Annotated in this window: 9 protein-coding genes; 5 read left to right on the forward strand and 4 right to left on the reverse strand. The window is 41.5% G+C overall.

From position 1 onward, the window contains the following. Positions 1–49 precede the first annotated feature (49 nt). The 5 genes from IPZ59_RS02070 to IPZ59_RS02090 all read left to right on the forward strand — a co-directional run bounded on the left by IPZ59_RS02070 (position 50) and on the right by IPZ59_RS02090 (position 6,218). Positions 50–784 (forward strand): 3'-5' exonuclease, encoded by a 735-nt coding sequence (locus tag IPZ59_RS02070; protein WP_236138226.1) that lies wholly within the window; start codon positions 50–52, stop codon positions 782–784. A gap of 268 nt (positions 785–1,052) precedes the next feature. Continuing rightward, positions 1,053–2,174 carry an ATP-binding protein gene (locus tag IPZ59_RS02075; protein WP_262912245.1) on the forward strand — a complete coding sequence of 374 codons (1,122 nt, stop codon included), beginning with the start codon at positions 1,053–1,055 and terminating at the stop codon, positions 2,172–2,174. Between the two features lie 256 nt (positions 2,175–2,430). Continuing rightward, entirely contained in the window at positions 2,431–4,623 is a 2,193-nt protein-coding gene (gene rnr, locus IPZ59_RS02080; protein WP_236138228.1) for a ribonuclease R, read from the forward strand. After that, positions 4,598–5,587, forward strand: coding sequence for a polyprenyl synthetase family protein (locus IPZ59_RS02085; RefSeq protein WP_236138229.1), 990 nt, complete (start codon positions 4,598–4,600; stop codon positions 5,585–5,587). The genes rnr and IPZ59_RS02085 overlap by 26 nt, the downstream gene beginning before the upstream one ends. Position 5,588: 1 nt before the next feature. Beyond that, positions 5,589–6,218: a rhomboid family intramembrane serine protease gene (locus IPZ59_RS02090; protein WP_236138230.1), complete on the forward strand. Its 630-nt coding sequence runs from the start codon at positions 5,589–5,591 to the stop codon at positions 6,216–6,218. An 83-nt stretch (positions 6,219–6,301) separates the two neighbouring features. Here IPZ59_RS02090 and IPZ59_RS02095 read toward each other — a convergent pair whose 3' ends face one another. From IPZ59_RS02095 to IPZ59_RS02110, 4 genes are all read right to left on the reverse strand, one after another. Further along, positions 6,302–6,613 carry an HPF/RaiA family ribosome-associated protein gene (locus IPZ59_RS02095; RefSeq protein ID WP_236138231.1) on the reverse strand — a complete coding sequence of 104 codons (312 nt, stop codon included), beginning with the start codon at positions 6,611–6,613 and terminating at the stop codon, positions 6,302–6,304. Positions 6,614–6,821: 208 nt separating this feature from the next. Further along, positions 6,822–9,407 (reverse strand): zinc-dependent metalloprotease, encoded by a 2,586-nt coding sequence (locus IPZ59_RS02100; protein WP_236138232.1) that lies wholly within the window; start codon positions 9,405–9,407, stop codon positions 6,822–6,824. Positions 9,408–9,579: 172 nt separating this feature from the next. Further along, a complete protein-coding gene (locus IPZ59_RS02105) occupies positions 9,580–12,657 on the reverse strand; it encodes a WD40/YVTN/BNR-like repeat-containing protein (protein ID WP_236138233.1) in 3,078 nt (1,025 codons plus the stop codon). A 127-nt stretch (positions 12,658–12,784) separates the two neighbouring features. Next, positions 12,785–15,511 (reverse strand): S9 family peptidase, encoded by a 2,727-nt coding sequence (locus tag IPZ59_RS02110; RefSeq protein WP_236138234.1) that lies wholly within the window; start codon positions 15,509–15,511, stop codon positions 12,785–12,787. Between the last annotated feature and the right edge of the window lie 95 nt (positions 15,512–15,606).

Here is a 15,606-nt window from a genome sequence, read left to right on the forward strand (position 1 = left end):
GGAAACTTCTTCAAGTTGCGTTAATTTCAATCAATCAATAAGAGCAGCTATGAACGATTTTTTAGGACAGTTAGCAGAAATTCTTTTTTTGGACATCGAGACTGCAAGTTTGGAGGAAAGCTTTGATACACTCCCTCCAAGGTTGCAAGAGGAATGGCTCAAAAAAGAAAAACTTATACAAGCAGATCCTACACAAGAGCGAGAACCTGGCAGCTTATTCTTCCAAAAAGCGGGCATCTATGCCGAGTTTGGAAAGGTCATCTGCATAGGTGTTGGCTATTTCCATTTTGTAAAGGGTGAGGACAAACTGGAATTCCGTACCAAAAGCTTCTATGGAGATGATGAATATGAGCTACTAGCAGACTTTTGCACGCTCCTCAGCAAAAAGCGCTGGACTCTATGCGCACACAATGGAAAGGAATTTGACTTCCCCTACCTGAGCAGACGAATCCTGATCAACCGCTTACCACTGCCCGAGCCCTTGCAGTTGGCTGGGAAAAAACCTTGGGAAATCCGACATTTGGACACCCTGGAGTTATGGAAATTTGGAGATTACAAGCACTATACCCGCTTAGAGCTATTAGCTTCTGTTTTTGACATACCTACCTCCAAAGACAGCATCGATGGTTCACAAGTCAATCAGACCTATTATCAGGACAAAAACCTTCACCTCATCAAAGATTACTGTCTCAAAGATGTCCTCGTAACTGCTCAAATCTACCTGGCCTTCCAGGGCTTACCCCCCGACCTCGATATGGAAATCATCAATAGAGACGAGGATTAACTCCAGTTTTGAACTCGTTCATACTTTTTATCAAAAAAACATACCATATTGTTTTACAGCAATTTAACTCGTGATAGTTCAAAATTTAGTACGAGATATTTCAAAATAACCTAAAATACAAATCAAAATTATCTATGATATATTTCAAAGTTATATGTATGATAATTCAAAATTCAACTTGTGATATTTCAAAATTCAATGTACATTTGAAGCACAAATGACACTGATTACCAGACATATAGTCCAGACAATAAAAGATACCCTCCAGATGTATCCCATATTGGCGCTCACCGGCCCAAGACAATCCGGTAAAACAACACTTTTGAAAGAGCTATTCCCAGATTTTAGATACATAAGTTTAGAGAATCCCGACAACAGAAACTTTGCCTCCACTGATCCCAATGGTTTTTTGGAAGAGTTTCATTCTAAAGTAATTTTCGACGAAGTACAACGAGTGCCCGAACTATTTTCTTATTTGCAAAGCAGCGTTGACAATAGAAATCGAGCAATGGGACTGTATGTCCTTTCGGGCTCTCAAAACTTCCACTTGATGCACAGCATCACGCAGAGTTTGGCTGGCAGAGTCGCAATTTTCAAGCTGTTTCCCTTAGATTTCAATGAAATGAAAGGGGCACAACTCATGGAAGATGACTTAATCGACTTATCAATCAAAGGCTTCTACCCGGGCGTCTACGACCGAAATATCCCGCCAAAAGTATTCTATTCCAACTATATAGAAACCTACTTAAATAGGGACATTGGAGAATTGGTCGCCATCAGAGATTTAAAGCTATTCCAAAACTTTATTGCACTCTGCGCGACGCGGGCTGGACAGCTCTTGAACCTGAATGGATTGGCCAATGATTGCGGAATCAGTCAACCGACTGCCAAAGCATGGCTCTCTGCATTAGATCAAAGCTACATCACATTCCAATTGTACCCCTACTACAAGAATTACAGTAAGCGGGTCATTAAAACGCCCAAGCTGTACTTCTACGATACAGGATTGCTGTGCCATCTGCTAAAAATCAATTCCCGAGAAAAACTGATCAAAAACCCCATCAAAGGTGCTGTCTTTGAAAATATGATGATTGCAGAATATGTCAAACAAATGCATCACCAAAACAACGTACAGGACATTTGGTATTGGAGAGATGTATCAGGTAATGAAGTGGATCTCTTGGTCGACCATGGCGAAAACTTGGAAATCATTGAATTCAAAGCTACCCAAACGATCAAATCAGACATGTTTGATGGTCTATCCAAATTTGAAAGCATATCTCAACTCTCCAATTTGGACAAAAAGCTTGTCTACAGTGGGACAGCTTCTCAAAATAGGTCAATGGGGAAATTAATTTCTTGGAAGGATTTTGGGCCATCATACAAGTGATTACGGCACAAGCAATGACTGACTACCTTAGGGTGAAGGCTCTCATGGAACTAATTATGACAAAATTGCCTTTTGTTACTAGCCAAAAGTTTTTCAACTTTGATACGAACTACGATATTGTTCAAATGAACTGTTTTTGAAGCATGAATATCACCCAAGGCTACAAAACAGAAGAAATCACAAAAGCTTCACCTGTTTTTTTACCATCACGGTAAAACAATCCTTATATTAAACACAAAATCAAATACTCATTTTTATGGGAAGAAAATCAGACAACAAAAGCCAACGCGGAAAGAAGAATAGCGGGAAGGTTTTAGACACCGCACAGCTGGCAAAAAAAATATTGAATTTTTTAGACAACCATTACGGGCAAGAATTCAATGCAAAACAAGTAGCTAAAAAGCTAGAAATAAGAGATAGCCTCAACAAAGGTTCAGTAGAACCTATATTGCACAAACTGACAGCAGCAGGGTCGGTTTCCAAAAACCCTCGAAATTACTTCAGTTCGACCAAAGAACCTGAATTCATTGAAGGCACAGTAGATTATGTAAACCCTAGGTTTGCTTTTATTAAGCCAGACGCCAAACATAACCTTACAGAGGATATTATGGTAAAAGAGGCGGACCTCAAGCATGCGTTGGACGGAGACAGAGTTCGTATAATGGTATTTCCTGTAAGAGGAAACAGCGGTAGACAAGAAGGAAAAGTACTTGAAATTCTCGAACGTGTACGGGATGAGTTTGTCGGAAGGGTAGAAATCTCCCCCCGTTTTGCCTTTGTAGTACCCGATTTCAGAAAAATGCACCAAGATGTATTTGTGCATAAAGGTGATCTTTTAGGGGCGGAACACAATCAAAAAGTAGTAGTCAAGCTCACCGAATGGAGGGAAGATGATAAAAATCCAACAGGAAAAGTCGTTCGCGTACTAGGTAAATCCGGAGAACATGAGGTAGAAATCCACTCCATCATGGCAGAATTCGGCTTGCCATTTGAATATCCTGAGGAGCCTGTACAGGAGGCGGAAGCTATACCTGAAGCAATACCTCAATCGGAAATCGATAACCGTCGGGATATGCGAGACGTTCCGACCTTTACCATTGACCCACACGATGCCAAAGATTTTGATGACGCCATATCTTACCGTATACTGGACAATGGCAACTATGAAATCGGCGTACATATCGCAGATGTCACTCACTATGTCAAGCCCAAAACTTCCTTGGAACGCGAAGCCTATGAACGGGCAACATCCGTGTATTTGGTAGACAGAACTATCCCCATGCTTCCCGAGCGTCTAAGTAATGGATTATGTTCGCTAAGGCCAAATGAAGATAAGTTGACCTTCTCCTGTGTCTTTGAAATGAGTGAAGAAGCCAAAGTTGTGAATTCTTGGATAGGTCGTACAGTCACACATTCCAATAGGCGATTTGCTTATGAAGAAGGGCAAGAAAATATTGATAATCAATCAGGAGACTTCTATCAAGAGTTGACTATCCTGAATGACCTAGCCAAAAAACTGCGGAAGAAACGCTTTGAAACTGGAGCTGTAAATTTTGAAACGGTGGAAGTGAAATTTAAGCTAGATGAAAAAGGAACTCCCTTGGGTCTCGTAGTTAAGGAGCGAAAAGATATCCATAAGTTGATTGAGGAGTTTATGCTCTTGGCAAACCGTACGGTGGCTGAATTTATTTATCACAAGAATAAGGGGAAGGATACCTTTGTCTACAGGACTCACGATAATCCTGATATAGAGCGTCTAGAAACCTTTGCTGGATTTGCAAAGCGTTTTGGTCATGAATTGAAAGTTGCGGAGGGTTCGCAGATATCCAAAGCACTCAATAAGCTGATGGACGCTATTATTGGCAAGCCCGAACAAAATATTTTAGAGCAATTGGCGATCCGGAGTATGGCTAAAGCCAAGTATACCACCGAACCCAAAGGGCACTTTGGATTGGCTTTTAGTCACTACACTCATTTTACCTCCCCTATCCGAAGGTATCCGGATATGATGGTGCATCGCTTGTTGCAACACTATTTGGATGGGGGTAAGTCGCCACAATCAGACGACTGGGAGGATAAATGTCTGCATTCATCTGATCGAGAAAAAAGAGCAGCTGACGCAGAGCGTGCTTCTATCAAATACAAGCAGGTGGAGTACATGTCACTAGCGGAAGACAAAGACTACGAAGGGATCATTACGGGAGTGACAGAATGGGGTGTCTATGTTGAAATCACAGAAACCAAGTGTGAAGGAATGGTGAAAGTCTCTGAAATGAACGATGACTACTACGATTTTGACGAAAAAAACATGCGATTAATTGGGAGCAGAACAAAAAAAATCATCACTTTGGGAGACAAAGTGGTAGTCAAAGTTGTTGCTACCGATATTAATAGAAGAACCATAGACCTGGAATTTGCCGATAATGAACCAACCCGCAAACGACGTTAATCAGATTTTAAAGGATTTAGAACAACATATCCAACAGTACACGTACGGAACATCCCCTCAAGAGCTTTACGAACCCATCAGCTACTTGATGAGTTTGGGAGGAAAAAGGATACGCCCCTTACTCACGCTGTTGGCCTACAGCTTGTATAAAGAGGATTACCAAAAAATCCTGACCCCTGCTGCTTCGGTGGAAGTTTTTCACAATTTCACTTTGATGCACGATGACATCATGGACAATGCTCCTTTGAGAAGAGGAAAAGCTACGGTACATGAAAAATGGAATCCCAATACAGCTATTCTCTCTGGGGATGTCATGCTTGTCAAGGCTTACGATATGCTCTTAGAAATTGAGCCAAGTTTACTCCCCCTTTGCTTGCGTCTATTCAATCAGACAGCTGCCGAAGTCTGCGAAGGACAGCAGCACGATATGAATTTTGAAAGTTTGACACAGGTAGGTGAAGAAGCTTACATCGATATGATTCGCCAAAAAACAGCGGTGTTACTAGGTTTTGCTTTACAATTCGGTGCTTTACTAGCCGGTCAGTCTGAGGCAGAGAGCCAAAAACTCTACGATTTTGGAGTCAATATAGGCATAGGATTTCAGCTGAAAGATGATTTGTTGGATGTCTATGCAGATAAAGCCAAGTTTGGGAAGCAGGTAGGTGGAGACATTATCGCCAATAAGAAAACTTTCCTCCTCATCAAAGCCAAAGAACTGGCCACAGGAGCTGATGCAGTAGCATTGCAGAACTGGATAGATGCCAAGATTTTTGACAAAGAGGAGAAAGTCCAAGCAGTTACGGCAATTTATGATCGTCTAGGCATACAAGAATTGACCGAGGTCAAAATGCAGGAATACTTTGAACAGGGATTTGCCCAGCTAGATACTGTACAGGCAGATAATCCAACTGCTTTGCAAAACTTGCGTACCATTACTCAGGACCTGATTAATCGGGAAAAATAACATGGAAATCACTGCTACGCTTGTCCTGATAGGAATCACCGTATTGACCTCCTATCAGGCATGGAACAAGCCAGACTTGCTCAATCGCTGGATGTTTACGCCCTATCTGATCAAAAACAGAAATCAATGGGATCGCTTCGTCCTATCAGGATTTATCCATAAGGATGGCATGCACCTGTTTTTCAATATGTTTACCTTTTACTTTTTTGGAAGCACGATTGAATACTTTCTCACGTATCGGTTAGGATTTGGTTTAGGTATTGTGACCTATGTACTATTTTATGTAGGAGCTATAGTGATCGCAGACATCCCCACGTTCTTGAAGCATCAAGGTAATAGCTATTACAGAGCTTTAGGAGCTTCTGGCGGTGTGGCGGCAGCTGTTTTTGGCAGCATTATCCTACGCCCTTTATCGGATATTTGCTTGTTTGGATTGATTTGCCTGCCTGGGTTTGCTTTGGGAGGGATGTTTTTGATTTACACCATTGTACAAGCTAAAAAAGGTCATGATGGAGTCAATCATGATGCGCATTTGTACGGAGCCATCGCAGGTATTCTCTTCATTCTACTCATTTTCCCATCAAGTGCGGGGATGTTTTGGGAACAATTAAAAAGCTTCCGATTATTCTAACCGGAAGCTTTTTCTAGGGTCAATATCAATCAATATCCTATATCAACTAATATCAAAAGTTCTTAGAGCCTCTAGAAGGTAAATTATTTCCCCTTCTGCAATTGCCTTACATTTTTATCCACTACAGCTCTCAACATGGTGTTCCAACGATCTTTAGCCTTCTCTTCCGAGAATACATCTGGACCTGGAATACCTACGCGCATACCTAAGGTTCTTTCTGCTGTTTTGCCTGTACCCGAGATATTTAGATAAATATCTACTGCATTGATAACAGGTGTAAATCTCAATAATTTATCAATTGACTTTCTGATTTGTTCTTGTAGCCCCGCTGGCACATCTATTTGTGGCGCTTGTACATCTACCTTAATTCCTCGGTAATTTTCTGTGTAATTCATCTCGTAAAAGGATTTATTATGTGAATCAAAATTATAAATAGTATTTAACAAAATATATGACAAAGATCATATAAGGACGTATTTCTCATACTCAGGTTTCCAAATTTGATAAATAAGCCTCCACTAAAGACCAATAGAGAAAAAGAAATCTCTTCAGTAAGCGAAGGCTCTTTTTCTCTATCTATCAACATGAATATGAGAGGTTATATTACTTCACCTCCTTCATGCTGTTTTCAATCAATAATTTTAAGTGGTCCTTATGAGCTTTGGAAGAAAGATCTCCACCTGCATTCGACACTTTCGCTTTGATATAATTCAAATTATACAAAGCAGAAGATCTTGCTAAGTGATTGTAGCGAGCACTTCCCGAACCGGCAACCATACCTTTCAGGGTGTTTACATATTCTACTTGAAGATTTTGTCTGAAAGAGTTGACATTTCCACTGATATCAGCATCAAAGATGGCTTTTGTCAAATCATTCATATAGGTCGCCAAGTTGTACTTATTGCCATACAATTCAGAATCCACCATTCTTTGTAAGGTGTTGGGGTGGGTCAAGTGTGCCAACACACTTCTTTGGGCTCCTAATACTTGCAGATGGATTTTTGGATCTTCTGGACCAGAAAAGAAGTCAAAACCTCTCCGCTGTCTAGCCAAGTAGTTGATCAAATCATTGGGAATGTCAAAGGCATTGGGAGCAAACATGTATTTATTCAAGGCGTTCAACGCTCTTTTTTGATCCTGTAAGCTTACAGGAGTGTAAGGCTGTGTAGCGCCTTCCTGACCTGCCATGGCTCTATCCACATATACACCGGCAATAAAACGTGACATCACACCACCTGCTGTCGCATACTGATTCATCAAGATACCGTATGCCTGTACCAATTCTTGATACGACTGCCCATCTTTAGTGTACTTTTCTTTAATTTCCCCCATCAACTTCTTAGAGGTTTCCATCATATGGATAGAATATCCAATTTGATCGTTGGAAAGGTCGCCAATCATCACCCGAGGGTCAATCGCTTTCCCTGGAGCTCGCATATCATCCGCATCGTTACCAAAAGTCAATTCTGGACGGGTAGACTTAGCTAAGATAGCGTCCATTTCCTGTTGGGTTTTGACAGGAGTGTACCCAAACTCGATCGCCCATACATCGTAAGGACCTACAGTGGTACTGAAGTAATGGCCCTGCTTGGATTTATCTGGCGCTAAGTTGATCGCCATATAATCCATCACAGAACCTGCCAATGCTTTCCCTTGGATAAAATCCTTATCTGCCAATTGCGCAGGTGAAAATAGCTGGGAGGCTTTCATGTTATGGTTCAAGCCTAAGGTATGACCCACTTCGTGCATCAAGAGCTCTTCCATCGCTTCCTTTTTCATTCCCTCCATCTCATAATCTGAAGCACCACTTGCTCTCAAAAATGCTTGTCCAAACATCATATTATTCTGCAAATGCATCCCCACAGTACAAAAATGCCCATTATGCCAAGTACCCATGGTTTGCTCTGAAGCGGCTGTTTCCCCGAAAAGTTCATTGTATACCACTCGGTTGGTATGGTACACAAATTCCAACATGATATCAGAACCTAGGATTTGGCCTGTTCTTGGATTGACAAAGCTAGGGCCATAACCACCAAAAGGAGGATTTGGAGAACTTGTCCAACGCAAGACATTGTATCGAATATCTCCCGCATCCCAATCTGCATCATCTGGCTGAATATTTACTTGGACTGCATTCTTAAATCCAGCTTTCTCAAAAGCCTTATTCCATTCCAATACTGCATTTTTGATCGTTTCTCTCCATTCATGAGGCGTAGAGTTCTCAATCCACCATACAATTGGCTCCACAGGCTCAGAAAGAGCCGCATTAGGATCTTTCTTTCTCAAATCCCAGCGATGAATTACATCCCTGTAAGGAGTCGCTGAGCTGGATGTCATATCTGTAACCTTGGTAGTAAAATAACCCACGCGTGGGTCTTCAAACCTTGGCTCATAGCCATTGTCAGGCAATTCAATTAAACTATGGTACACTTTGATGGAAACATTCCTACCATCCGTCACCGCATCCGAACCTCCATTCAAGACCGAAGGATTGGTATACACATACTCTACTGCCAAGTCAGAGTTTTTTTCATAGGACCTGATAGCTAGTACTTTTGTTTTCTCGCCATCCAAATTCCCTAACTTAAAAGACATGGGAGACTCCCCTGGAAAAGGAGGTCTTTTGATCATCCCAAAAGTTTCTTTCAAGAATAAATTATCAGCTTTAATTATCAGAATACCAGCATCTGCATCTTCAAATTCAATTTTAGCCGAAGCCATGATAGCTGGACTTATATTGGCATCAGCAGAGCGGCTCAGTGGGTTTTCCGGATCGAAGTAAAAGGAAGTGTTTTGCTGAACAAACTCTACTCTGTTGAAATAGCGCTCAACTTTGAAAATCTTGTTGTCCCCATAAGAACCCCTGAAGGCCCCTGCTTCTGTAACACCATCACCGATTTGAGAAAAATACAGGTACTCATTGCCCAACTGATCTTTTTTAATCAGCATTTTCATTTCTCCACTCGTGGTGTCCTGATAGAAAGTAAAAAGGCCTTCAAACTTTTGATGTCCTTTGACCACATCTTCTAATTTCTTTTTCTCTGGCTTCTTCTCAGCAGCAGGAGCAGCTGTGGCCGCAGGAGCATTTTTTTTGCTCTTTTTTTGTGCAAATGCCTCATCTGTGGGCATCATCACCACTCCCATTGCTAGCATGGCAAGCAAAAGGCAGCGTTGAGTTGTTCTCATCATAAAGTATGTTCTCTGAATTGGTTGACTTTTAACTAATCCTTAAAAATACAGCGAAAAAATTTAATATTGCCTTCTCCAGCCCTCAATCCAAGGTCAATTTTTGAAATATTAACAAAAAAATCCCCTATCTCAAGCGACAGGGGATTGGAGTTAATTGATTGAATAGTCAGACCTATCGGGAACGGTCAATTTTCAATTCCTCTTTTATCGTATCTATACTCATCAAATTAGCAATTTGATTTTTTTCAATTGCTCTGAACTTTGCCAATTGCGTATCTATCTGACGAGTAATCTCTTCTCTTACTTCCTCTGCACCGTCGGTAGGTCTGTATTCACCCGTACCCACGATCACATTCAGATGGGCCAACTTGTTATTGAGGCGGATTGGATAATTCAAAGGATCCTGTCCACTGCGATTTTGTGTTTGATACAACTCTTTTTCGATATCGGAAATGGATTTCACAAGGGGTTCTAATCTGCGTTTTTGTCTCGCATCTTTTGCCATCATTTCCTCCATTACTTCCCGATACTTACGAATCAGGATAATGGTTTCATGTGTTTCGGTTAATTTATCCCTCACTTGAAGCAAGAAATCAAACTGTGCCTGCAAATCCTCTTGGGTGGATTCATACCGCAGATCGGGTAGTACTTTGAAGCCCTGCTCTTGAGTCACTCCATCTACAATCATACGAACGGTATAGTCCCCAGGTACCACCTTAGGCCCTCTCAAAGGACCTGACCACATGATCATTCCATCAAAGCCTTTGGCATCCGGTAATCGGAGATTCCAGTTAAACTCGTTGGAGCCTACTTTGTATTTTAAGGTATCTTTTTCAATTCCTTTGGAAGAATAGGCCTTCAAGACCTGCTTTTGTTTATCCAAAAACTCTATCCTTACCTCTTCTGTTGGTTCCTGATTCAACTGATAATACACCAATACTCCTCCAGGCCTATTGGTGCCTGCCGTTTTAGATGCCCGTCTCACCCCATCTAGTCTGTATGAGTCCTGGGGACGAAACAAATGGAATGGTTTGCTAGCTACCTCATTGGAAAGCTGATGCAATACTGTCAAATCATCAATAATCCAAAAACTTCTGCCCTGAGTGGCTGCAATGAGGTTGTTTTCTTTGATTGTCAAATCGGTGATTGGTACAATAGGTAAGTTCAATTGAAATGATTGCCACGATTCTCCATCGTTGAAGGAAACATACATCCCTGTCTCTGTCCCTGCATAAAGCATCCCTTTTTTGACAGGATCTGCTCTTACCACCCTTGTGAAATGTTGTTCATCGATTCCGTCTACAATTTTGATCCAAGTTTTACCAAAATCTACTGTTTTAAATAAGTATGGTGCGTAATCTCCATTTTTATAAGCGGTGGCTGCAAAATAGAGTCCTCCTTCTTCGAAAGGATGCCCTTCCATACTATTGATTTGAGTCCATTCTGGTAAATCTTTTGGGGTTACATTTTCCCAAGTTTTCCCATTGTCTTTAGACACATGCACCAAGCCATCATCGGAACCTGCCCATAAAACCCCTTTTTTCAAAGGTGATTCGGTAGCTGCAAAAATGGTTGAATAATATTCCACGGATGTATTATCCTTGGTAATCGGTCCTCCCGACGGACCTAACTTTTCTTTAGCATTTCTGGTCAAATCCGGACTAAAAGTCTCCCAAGATTGCCCTCCATTGGTAGATCGATGAAATTGATTGGAAGTAGTATATAGTACTTTGGGATCATGAGGAGAATAGAAAATAGGGAAGTTCCACTGGAACCTATACTTCATTCCTTCTGCTCCATGACCCATAGGGTTGTCGGGATACACATTTACATTTCTTTTTGCTCCAGTACGATGATTCAACATTTGAAGTAAACCTCCATAATTACCACCGTAAACAACGTCATTGTCCAAAGGATCTACAGCCAACCATCCCGATTCAGAACCTGCACTTACTTCCCAATCATTCTCTGTAATTCCTGCACCTTCGTTTCTATGTGCAATACGCATGGTAGAATTATCTTGCTGTGCACCGTAGATTCTATAGGGGAAGTGATTATCTGTCGTCACTCTATAAAACTGTGCAGTAGGCTGATTCATATAGGTAGACCACTGCTTGCCCCCATCAAATGACACTTGTGCACCGCCATCATCGGCGATGATCATGCGCTGATTATCCGAAGGATCTATCCACAAATCATGGTGATCTCCGTGCGGTGCATTGGAACTCTTAAAGGTTTTGCCTCCATCAGTAGATTTGTGATAGCTCACATTGAGTACATATACGGTATTCTCATCCTGAGTATCCGCATAAAGACGTGTATAGTACCAAGCGCGCTGTCTGAGATTACGATCTTCATTGGTTTTTTCCCAGGTATCTCCTCCATCGTCAGAGCGATATACCCCTCCATCTAAATTCTCGACAATTGCCCACAAGCGATTAGAATTTACCGGGGAAACTGTAATCCCCATAATCCCTAAAGTCCCCTCAGGTAGACCTTTGTTCCGAGAAATCTCTGTCCAGTTTTCTCCTCCATCGGTACTTTTAAACATCTTGGAGCCGGGACCACCACTTTCCAAACTGTAAGGTGTCCGCTTCAATTCCCAGGTCGATGCATACATTACTTCCGGGTTATTAGGATCTAAAATCAAATCCACCGCTCCTGACTGCGGGTCTACAAATAATTTTCTTTCCCAAGATCTACCACCATCCGTCGATTTATATACGCCCCGCATTTGAGTGGGCTTAAAAATATCTCCCAAAACCGCAGCATATACCACATCTGGATTGGTAGGATGTACACGAATTCGAGAAATAAATCTTGTTTCTTCCATCCCTAAAGACTCCCAAGATTTCCCTGCGTCGGTACTTTTCCAAAAACCGTAGCCATAGGATACATTTCCCCGAACTGTCTTTTCGCCACCTCCTACATAAATGATATTCGGATCTGAAGGAGCTACGGTAACTGCCCCGATGGAGCCACCAAAGTAGCCATCAGACACATTGGACCAAGAACTCCCTCCATCTGTAGTCTTCCAAACACCTCCACCGGTAGCGCCAAAGTAAAAGGTATTACGGTCGCCAATAACTCCAGACACAGCCGCCGAGCGACCTCCACGGTGAGGCCCCACCAGCCTCCATTGGACTGCATCGTATAGTGTTTCATCGTACGTTTGCGCTTGCACCTCTGCAAATGCACCGAGTCCTAGCAACAGGAATGCAGCACAAAAGATCTGTAAAATTCTGTTCATAGCATGTAGGTTAATGTTTTATTAGGGAAATTAATCCAAAGGAAGGGAATTATTGCATAAAAAATGATAATTGGTCAAATGAACATATAAAAAAAGCGTGGAAAAATTTCCACGCTTCAATTTTAGCCTAGCGGACTTTATCGTAGAGTTTTTCCAAATGAGGAATCCCTCTTTCCATCCATTCGGGCGCATCTTTACCCATCAAATGATAGTCAAAATATTGCTTCATACGGATTTGAAAATCCTTTTGATTGGCTTCAATCCCTAGGTGATGGCCTTCATTAGGATAAGACAAGAAAATTACCTCTTTATCCATCCTTCTAGCTGCATTGTAAAGCTCTAAGCCTTGAGCCCAATCCACAGCTCCATCCTTGGTGCCATGCAAAATCATGAATGGGGTTTTAATATTGGGCACATGGTACATAGGGTTTTCTCGGTTATAATCTTCCCGATGTGTCCAAGGAGTCACTCCTCTACCCATGCGCACCTGACCGATTTCCATGATTCCATGATGTACCGTACCCGTACTTGCATACAGATTATTATAGAAACTTTCCAAGTTGGTCGGAGGGGCACCTGTCACAATACATTTAAACATATCTGTCTGCGTCAGGATAAAAGATGTTTGATAACCTCCCCAAGAATGACCCTGCAAGCCGATATTATCTTTATCAGCGTAGCCCAACTCAATCAGCTTATTGGCTGCAGAAGTGATGGCGTCCAACGAACTTGTACCTGGTCTGCCCTCTTCGAAGATTATATCTGGCATGAAAATCATGTACCCATTGCTCGCATAAGTAGAGAAATGTGGGCGGTCATCATACACTGGCATGGAATATTGATGATGACGATCAGACATTTTTTCATAGAAATACATGATGGTAGGATACGCCTTACCTTCTTCATAATTCGCCGGTAGGGTTAGTGTCCCTTGGAGACGCTGCCCTTTGCTGTTGGTGAATTCTACCAATTTTCTTTTGCCCCAAGCAAATTCAGTTTGTTGGGGATTGGCATCTGTTAGTTTTTGGATATTTTTAAACTTTCCATCACTCACATGATAATCCGGAAATTCCTCAAAAGTCTGTCTGGTAAAGAAATAGCGGTCGGCATTTTCTGCTTTAAGCGGATTCCCAATCATCGCATCTACAAACATCACAGGTGCTGGACTACTCCCCAGCTTTAATTCATAGAATCCGTTTTGCTTTGTCCACTCTCCATAAGCCTCCAGCCATAGCGGTTTGGAAGTATCAATCCATTCTTGTGTTCTATCAGGATTGATATAGCGAAAACGTATTTCCTGAGCATCTCCGATAGTTGTAATATTTGTTGCTTTGCTTCCATCCAATGCCAACATCCATAGGTCGTACTTGTGATTAACAATTACATGCTTTCCATCTTTAGTCCAACCTGCTACGCCATAGGGTGGCTTTTCGTGCGGATACGGGTGTTCTAAATCCATGAAAACCATCGGAGCCTTGGAAGAAACATTGATTTTTGCGTTGGTCTCCAAATTATAAGCTATCAATACCGTGTCTTTTTGGTATAAATAAAACTTACCATCAGGAGAATATTGCAAAGCTCGATTGATTAATTTTTCTACCAAAACACGTTCACCGGTAGTCACATCCACTCGATACAAATCCGCTGGTGAAACTCCCCAATTGATATCACTGATGTAAGGTTTTTCATCCCTTCCAATCTTAAATCGTGCATGTTTCGACGGTAATACAGTTTTCATATCCTCATCCGCCAACTGTACAAACTTATCTTGTGCAAAGTGAAATACAGCAGGCATGGTTTCATTACGATTTCTGTTGGCACGAACAATCTGCACTGACTGCAAATAATCATCTTTCCAATGCCATACATCTACATTGGGTAGGGTATCCTTGTCAGCTTTGAAGGCAGCAGCCTGCTCTTTGATGCCAAACCAAACGGCTTTTCCATCGTGCATGAAAGACAAAGGAGCTTTCTCACTCACAACAAAACCTGTAGTCAAACCTTTGTGATTTGGATCAAGCTCATATTTGACTGGATTACTTGCCAAATTCCCAAATACCAATAAATGATTAATCCCTTGCTCTACAGAATCTACTGAAGATCCCTTCAAAAAGGCTAATTGATTGCCTCTAGCAACTGCCTCGGATTTCATCAATAGACGATCATCCCACACCAATGACTGATAGGTCATTGCATCTCCATCAAGCATTTGAGTACTTTTAGTACTCAAATTAAATAAAAATGCACCATTTCCGATTTGGTCCTGAGCATCTACTAAGTATGCGAGATGGGTACCTTTTTTATTGACAGCAAACTCGGATACACTCCCTATCACAAATGAGCTTTTCTTCTGAATATCAAAAAGCACTAAATCTGCTCCTTTATGAGAGGTTTTGTCGTCATCAGCTTTTTTTCTGTGAACCATCCAATAGCGTTCATCGCTGGAAAAGGAAGCTGCATTTGCATTTTCCACTCGGAAAAGTTCCTCCCCTTTGACCGTCTCCAATACAGCGGTTTGTGTGATAGGCTTTCGGGCCTTTCTCAATTTATCAGCCTCCGCTTTATTAGGTCTCAAAAAATAACTGAAATAGGCACTTCCATCGGAGAAAGAAAAGTTAGAAGCATAAGGAACCTTACGAATACCCTCAGTTTGTACAGATTTTACATGAAGGGTATCGTCACCTCCATTGGGGCGAAGTGCATAAGCAAACCAAGCTCCATCAGGAGATGGGGTTGGGGATACTATTCGTGACCATTGGGAGTAATCCTTGAGGCTTAATGGCTTTTGCTGTGCATAGGAAACCTGTACACATAGCAAAAGGAGCAGGATAGAGATGCTATTGAAATACTTCATTATTCGAAACTTATTATTTTCGATGAAGTTGGTTGGGAAAAGAAAAATATCAAACCTTTTTTACACGATAGGACAAAAAAAAACCCTCTTAAGCA

This window comes from Mongoliitalea daihaiensis, from assembly GCF_021596945.1.
Lineage (GTDB): Bacteria > Bacteroidota > Bacteroidia > Cytophagales > Cyclobacteriaceae > Mongoliitalea > Mongoliitalea daihaiensis.

Coding starts and splice junctions, on each gene's coding strand:
- IPZ59_RS02070 (WP_236138226.1), top strand. CDS start 50: ATGAACGATTTTTTAGGACAGTTAGCAGAAATTCTTTTTTTGGACATC.
- IPZ59_RS02075 (WP_262912245.1), top strand. CDS start 1,053: ATGTATCCCATATTGGCGCTCACCGGCCCAAGACAATCCGGTAAAACA.
- rnr (WP_236138228.1), top strand. CDS start 2,431: ATGGGAAGAAAATCAGACAACAAAAGCCAACGCGGAAAGAAGAATAGC.
- IPZ59_RS02085 (WP_236138229.1), top strand. CDS start 4,598: ATGAACCAACCCGCAAACGACGTTAATCAGATTTTAAAGGATTTAGAA.
- IPZ59_RS02090 (WP_236138230.1), top strand. CDS start 5,589: ATGGAAATCACTGCTACGCTTGTCCTGATAGGAATCACCGTATTGACC.
- IPZ59_RS02095 (WP_236138231.1), bottom strand. CDS start 6,613: ATGAATTACACAGAAAATTACCGAGGAATTAAGGTAGATGTACAAGCG.
- IPZ59_RS02100 (WP_236138232.1), bottom strand. CDS start 9,407: ATGATGAGAACAACTCAACGCTGCCTTTTGCTTGCCATGCTAGCAATG.
- IPZ59_RS02105 (WP_236138233.1), bottom strand. CDS start 12,657: ATGAACAGAATTTTACAGATCTTTTGTGCTGCATTCCTGTTGCTAGGA.
- IPZ59_RS02110 (WP_236138234.1), bottom strand. CDS start 15,511: ATGAAGTATTTCAATAGCATCTCTATCCTGCTCCTTTTGCTATGTGTA.